The sequence below is a fragment of the Gardnerella massiliensis genome, assembly GCF_003408845.1.
GTDB classification, from domain to species: domain Bacteria; phylum Actinomycetota; class Actinomycetes; order Actinomycetales; family Bifidobacteriaceae; genus Bifidobacterium; species Bifidobacterium vaginale_H.
In genome coordinates, this window is sequence record NZ_LRTV01000011.1 from 58414 (window position 1) to 64853 (window position 6440).

Annotated in this window: 7 protein-coding genes and 1 pseudogene; 2 read left to right on the forward strand and 6 right to left on the reverse strand. The window is 38.6% G+C overall.

Annotation, left to right across the window (positions count from 1 at the left end):
* Nucleotides 1–11 precede the first annotated feature (11 nt).
* A complete protein-coding gene (locus AXE77_RS06115) occupies nucleotides 12–1454 on the forward strand; it encodes a hypothetical protein (protein ID WP_116712595.1) in 1443 nt (480 codons plus the stop codon).
* 130 nt (nucleotides 1455–1584) lie between these two features.
* On the opposite strand, the pseudogene AXE77_RS06120 reads toward AXE77_RS06115, so the two are convergent.
* Nucleotides 1585–2384, reverse strand: a pseudogene (locus tag AXE77_RS06120) (transposase); the annotation flags it as partial.
* A 132-nt stretch (nucleotides 2385–2516) separates the two neighbouring features.
* Here AXE77_RS06120 and AXE77_RS06130 point away from each other — a divergent pair.
* On the forward strand, nucleotides 2517–2690 hold the full coding sequence (locus AXE77_RS06130; RefSeq protein WP_116712602.1) for an IS3 family transposase: 174 nt from the start codon (nucleotides 2517–2519) through the stop codon (nucleotides 2688–2690).
* A gap of 108 nt (nucleotides 2691–2798) precedes the next feature.
* Here the strand turns inward: AXE77_RS06130 and AXE77_RS06135 are convergent, their stop codons facing one another.
* From AXE77_RS06135 to AXE77_RS06160, 5 genes are all read right to left on the reverse strand, one after another.
* Nucleotides 2799–3044, reverse strand: a complete 246-nt coding sequence (locus AXE77_RS06135) for a hypothetical protein (RefSeq protein ID WP_116712596.1) — start codon at nucleotides 3042–3044, stop codon at nucleotides 2799–2801.
* Between the two features lie 13 nt (nucleotides 3045–3057).
* The gene (locus tag AXE77_RS06140) at nucleotides 3058–3621 is read right to left on the reverse strand and encodes a hypothetical protein (RefSeq protein WP_116712597.1); all 564 of its coding nucleotides are present in this window, start codon (nucleotides 3619–3621) and stop codon (nucleotides 3058–3060) included.
* 230 nt (nucleotides 3622–3851) lie between these two features.
* Nucleotides 3852–5141, reverse strand: a complete 1290-nt coding sequence (locus tag AXE77_RS06150) for an MFS transporter (protein WP_240612676.1) — start codon at nucleotides 5139–5141, stop codon at nucleotides 3852–3854.
* Between the two features lie 135 nt (nucleotides 5142–5276).
* Nucleotides 5277–5492 carry a hypothetical protein gene (locus AXE77_RS06895; protein ID WP_240612675.1) on the reverse strand — a complete coding sequence of 72 codons (216 nt, stop codon included), beginning with the start codon at nucleotides 5490–5492 and terminating at the stop codon, nucleotides 5277–5279.
* Nucleotides 5493–5546: 54 nt separating this feature from the next.
* The gene (locus tag AXE77_RS06160) at nucleotides 5547–6278 is read right to left on the reverse strand and encodes a hypothetical protein (RefSeq protein WP_116712599.1); all 732 of its coding nucleotides are present in this window, start codon (nucleotides 6276–6278) and stop codon (nucleotides 5547–5549) included.
* Between the last annotated feature and the right edge of the window lie 162 nt (nucleotides 6279–6440).

The following is a 6440-nucleotide window of genomic DNA, read 5'->3' on the forward strand; positions in this document are numbered from 1 at the left end:
GTGCGGTCATTATGTGGAAAAAATTTATTCATGAATCTGAAGCTCACAAGAGAGTGAATGATGATTATGTGCGTAATGCTGCACCTCAATCTTCATTCACAACTGGGAATAAAACTCATAGAGTAGTAGTCTGGATTTTCGGGGTTATAGGTATAATTGCTGTAATTGCAGCCGTTACTGTAGGTGCCTTTCATTGGGTTTTATCGACAGAATATACAGTATCTGCTCATTCGGAGAAATTTGAAAATCTTCGGTTGCAGCATGCGGTTGTTGCAATCCCGCTGCATAACCCTCAGACATCTCTTATTCCCAATGGCAACGCATTTATGTCAATTGTTTATGAAGATGGCAGTTTTAAGCTGCATAAGGTGAGCAATATAGAAGGCCAAACGCCAATTTGGAATACTGAGGCGCTTCACTATACAGATTCCCGTGATAGTTATTTCATACCAGTGAACGCTGGAAAACCTACGGTAAACTCTATAGAAAAGGTGCAACGTCAGAATTTTGCATTTTCTCTTGCTAATAGCGGTTTTGTTGATTTGTATGACGAAAGCATGATGAAGCATAGAGGTAAAACAACATATAAGATTCTTTCTACGACTGCTAAAGGTGAGAGTAAGCAGCAAACAATACAATTTTCAGAGAGTCTGTTTATTAAAACTTGTTCTACCTGTGGTAATCAAGCGTATGCAATTGCTCAAACAGACAAGCATGAAGTTGTATTGTATCGTATGGTCAATGAAGCAAATGTTGGCCTAAATGAGGTATCGCGGCACCATGAAAAAGACATGGTGGGTGAGCAATTATATCAAGGAGAAAATGAATCTACAGGAGTAATTGATGCTGCTTATAGCCCACGATGCAACAATGGTGTGATTACTTTCTTATATTCGTATGGTCCATCATCTGCTCGCACAAAGGATATGGCAGTAGAACACAGCGATTCTGCTGATGATGTTAAAGCTATTCAGGAACATTTTCTTGTGCGATGGGATGTGAAAACTGGTAAAATAACAACAATTCCATTGAAGAACAGCAAAGGTCAAGTGTTGTATGGTCCGACCACAGTCTCTTATGAGATTGCTGGCTACATAAACGCACAGGCATACGATGAAAAGCTTCTTCATATTGTTGATACCGAGAATGGACGAGTGTTTACTCTTGATACGCAAACAGGTGTTCTTCGCCGATTGTTAGATAAAACTACGCGTCAAGAGTCGTCAGCGGGCGTCAACTATCGTTTGCTGGTAGGAAACCATGAAATAGTTCGTATACCATCGATTATCGATACCTCTGATTTGAAAGATTTTGTTATCGAACGATTTGATAGGAAGACTGGAAAATTATTGAAAAAAATAAAAGTTAATAAAGATTTTCTCTATTTGACAGCTCAGAAAAATACGAATTTATATCCGGGAATTCCAGCTGTGAATCCAAAATGGTTGCAATGATCGGAAATTGACGTATTGGGCTTGATGCTTGTGAATGATTTTGCAGTGTCAAGCCCGATTTATCCTGTCGTGCGTGTAGGGGGAAACTAAAGGTAAGCGGCAAAAAGTGTGTCTATTAGTCGGCGTGTCTTTAACACATAGTCCCTTTTCTGATTGAAATATCTGGATGATAGTCAGCTTTACATAAGTTAAACCCAGTGTCTAAATGAGCTGGTCCAATTGGATTATCATCAATAATAATTTTTTTAGTTTTTGGTTTAAAACATTCAGAAGTTATAAATTGTTTAGGATCTGAAGGATTTTCACTATTGAAGTAACACCACCACTCTATAGCTCTCCGCATGTGATCTTCAGATAATCCTTTATGAATACTTACCATTTCTTTATCTGTGAATTTATACCACCTTCTAAAGCATTAGTAGTACTAGGAATAGGAACGCTCGTTTTCTCTAATAGTAGAGGATCAAGAAAGGTAAATAGCGTACCATTTTTAACCTGTCTAGCAAGCAGATTATAAGCTTTTCTTGCTGTCTGATGCGTATACCACCATTGTTGATTACTTCTTACCCAAGAAGGAATATTTTCTTCAGAAACATTCTTACGGAACGTTTTTTGATTAAGCCAATCTTTCCACTGGTTATAAGATTTCTGTAGTAAATTAACCCATAAATCAGATTCTTCTAATGTTCTGATTTTAACTAACTTTTTAGCTAAACCCCACAAAGCCTTATGTGATTGCAGCCTAGGCTTGCTTGTAGTTAATACGCGTATATTACGTTTAATATGTACTAAACAGCGTTGTACTCGAGTTTCTGGCCAAACTTGTTTAATAGCGCTCAATGCTCCAGCATTCCCATCAGTAATAACAACAGTAGGAGCTAATAAATTATTAAGTAAACTCTTATATGCTTCAGTATTTTCTCTAATGCAACAACTGGCAAAATAATTCCACTTAAGCAACGTATTGGTCTTTTAGAGCGCAAGATTAGAGTAGTTAAAGAGAATAGTAATAATGAAACAGACTGGCTCAAATGGTCTAAACATGCATTTTTGAATCTATTTATGGTTTTTAATATCAAGAAGATAGCCTGCTTCTGGCAAGAGAAAACCTTCTTGCAACATAGCTGGGATAATACAGAAGAATTACGTCAAGCTATTCATACTTATATTGATTTTTACAACAACCACAGAATTAAAATGGGGCTTAAAAGACAATTAGGGAACATCATGCTATGATTGCACAAAATGTCTAAAAAATTGTCCTAAGCCCCTTTTGTTTTCAATGTCAAGTAATACTAAATGTTAAGCTTTTCAGCTTAATAACAGCGAGTTTTCCTTGGTATTTCAACGAAAACTCGGGTTTTTAGACACACTTTTTCCGCTTTTACCCTCAAAAATAGTTCCTTCATTAGGCAACGACATCGTTGTCATCAAAGCAAGCATAAACATAAGCGGACCGAGCGCATTTCCATACGTTTTGAACATCACACCAAAATCATGGCCATATACCACCATCGACAAGTAAAGGAACATAAAATTCACAGCTGTAAACATAACCAACTTCAGCACGAACATAAGAACCTTGTACATAAGAATATCCTCCTCACTTACTCCACGGAGTCGCACACCAAATAGCAGAAGCTGCTAAGAATGCAGCTAGACCCACAGCTCCACCTCTAAATGCGGCTGGACCAACTGCCTTTAAAATATACATAGCAGCTTGCTTCCAAAGATGATTTTCAAGTAACCTTGTTAAAGCACCACGAAATATTCCAGCAAGGGTGCCTAGCCCAGTAGCATCAATTATACATTTAGCATAATCCTTCGAACGCACTGCATGATTATCATTAGACGAAATCTTATCAACAGATGCATTTGCATTGAGCTTATGAATTAAATTCTCAAGCACTTCTTTCGGAACATGAGAAAACTCCCCTGCTTGTGTTATAGTCCATTTTTTATTAATTTCATTAAACTTGAGATACCTTGAAAAAATAATTTCAAGACGCTTAGCATAATTATCTATATTCGCATCACTGACATTACTTTCTACAACACTTGGTGCGTTATCCACTATCTCACTAGCTTGAGCAGTTGATACCAGAGAAATACAGGTTGATAATGCTACAACAACTACAGCAATAGACTTAAAAATATGACATTTCATAGAAATTCTCCTTTGTAATTACAATATATAAAAGACCTATCATTAGGTTTAGCACTAATCCTATCCCATAATTTTTTGCCATACAATTGTTGTTGTTATTTTTGATAACATATAAAATGTATAAAGTGTTATAAGTTTTACTTGTAACAAATAGAAATAGGGTTATTCCCCCAAATACTAAATTATGCAAATAGACTACAATTAGAATATTCAAAATCACAACTACATCCCTAGTCTGTAGCATAGCTAGTGTTTGGTAACTGTGGCAAAACAACAATCAAACCGGCAGTAAAAATCAGCGCGAGTATAGGCAAAAGTTGCCATTGAAGCAAAGATGAGAATGCAAATCCAATCCAAGAACCAGTAGTAGCACCAATCGCAAACGCAAGACGCGCCCAACCAGAAAACTTAGCGAGAGTACTCCCTTTAAACAGAATCTGACGCGCAACAATAATCGGCTCTACTAGTAGCATTCCACCAATCGCTTGAAGGAAGAATGCGAAGCACATCATCGGCAAAAGATTAATAAACATAAAGCAATAAGCAACCAAGCTCACAGCAATACCCAAAATCGCAACTTTTCTTAAACCGAGTTTTTGAGACGAATGCGCATACAAAACGGACGCGAGCACGCTTCCTACGCCAGTGAAAATATACAGCATTGTTAAAGATTGAGAGCCATATTGCTTACCGATACCAAGAAGAATATAAGAAACAGAGCATGCAGGAATAAAAGCAACCAAAAGAGATCCAGCAAGAAGCATGATTTTACTCTTTAGTAACGGATTCGCAGATTGCTTGGCTGTGGATTTATTGGATGTAGATTTGGAATCAACGTCATTTTCTTGCGATACTTGCGATACTTGCGATACTTCTCCTTCTTCACTAATCGCTTGCGATTCATTCTCTACATCTTGCGACGCTTCCTCTACTTCGCAAGATGCTTGCGCAATGTCTTGTTTCATAATAAATCGCGTAGCGCAAGCCGCAAAAGAAGTCACGGACGAGAAAATCAAAACCGCAGGAATCGACCAGCTTGCAATCCAAGATCCAAGCGGAGAGCCGAGCAAGGTTCCTGTAACACTCGCCAAAACGCTTACAATGCCACTGTAGTTTACAATCATGCCGTCATCGCCGCCGGCAGCATCAACCTCGAAAACTTCGCTAGCAATATCAATCACTTGACCTGTAATCAACAATGCGCAAGAAAGAGCCACAAGCGACCACTTCCACGCAGGAGAGCCAAACATAAGAAGCGGCAGCAAACTGAGCACACCCTCCACACCCTCAGTCATAGCAAGAGCGCGAAAACCACCAAGCTTATCAACAATCCAACCAGAACATGGCGAAAGAAAATCGGCAACCGTCATAAAAGTCTTACGAAAACCAATCACCCACGCCGGCAAGCCAAAAATAATAATCGAAGGCAAAACCGAACCTTCATATGCCTGATTGCCGAGCATAGAAAAATTGTCTTTTACTGGAGCAAGCGCTTCCAAGACTTTACCTTGCTCTTTCAAAGTTTTTTCACGATTTAATCGTTCGCGTTCTTCTCGCTCTGCTCGCAATTGTTCTTCGCGATTCACTCGCAATTGCTCTGCTTGCTGCGCCTTAGCAAGTTCTGCTTCAACAAACTTTAATCGTTCAGCAAGCTGCTATGCTTGTGTGCGATACCGTATAGCCTGATTGCCATTTTCTTGAGCTTGAGCGCGCGCTTGTTCATACTGCGAGCGTAATTCGTTAAATTCGCGCTGGTTTACGCCATTAGCGCCTTGCGTTCCAGAGTTGTGCTTAACAATAGCCAACACAATAACAGCGGTTATTGCTACAGCAACCACCATTAAAACAAGCATCACAATATTATCGAACATACGTTCTGTTAAACACTATTGAGTTGACTTTTGAAATATAATTAGACACGTCTTTTAAGCGCGTTCAAAATAAAGCAATCCACGTCCACACGTGCCGCCCCATAGGCAAACTGCAATTATAGTAAGCACAACAATGACGTATAGCAATATGGATTGTCCAGGAATTGCAGGCAAAGTTCCAGAAGGATACCATCGCAAAATCAATCCAATTTTACTTTGCAAACCTTGTGTGGCAATGTTCATCACCGCTAAAAAGACACCAAATGCAAGGCCGTAAAACCTTCCAAAACAGGCTAATCCAATCATTATGAGCACAATATCAATCCAAGCATTACCTAAAATCATCTGCAATGTACTCAATAACTGCAAGTCAATTATACGAACAATTAACACTGAAGCGCCGAATGAAACAAACAAACACAATAAAGCAGCACTCAATGCATATATTCGCAACCTTTTCATCACGAAACGTTCCCACGATACCATAATCGGAGCAAGGCAAACGAATGCCGCGGTAATAAACCCAACTACAATAACTTCATACAGAGGAACAACAAAATTAACAACACTACTACCAGATTGACATTGGAATGTTATACCTTCTACCGCATTATGCACATTAGCAGAATCTGGCAAACACATATAACCAACATAAACTGGCAACTGCGTTACAAATGATCTGAATATAACAAGCATTAAAGAGGGAAGGACTACGGACAATAAAATTGCAACGATTGCAACAATATAATGCCTACCTTCAAGCCAAGCGCGAAAATTATTTTTCATGCTTATCACCAAGTTCCGATAAGACTTGTTGTGGAGTTATGAGGCATTGATTAAGTTCTTTAACATGATTTTTTACAAATTGTTTCAGCTTAGCATCATCAGCATTATTAATACTCATAGCCACTTTATCGTTTGCTTCACCTGGAATAAATCCATATGACC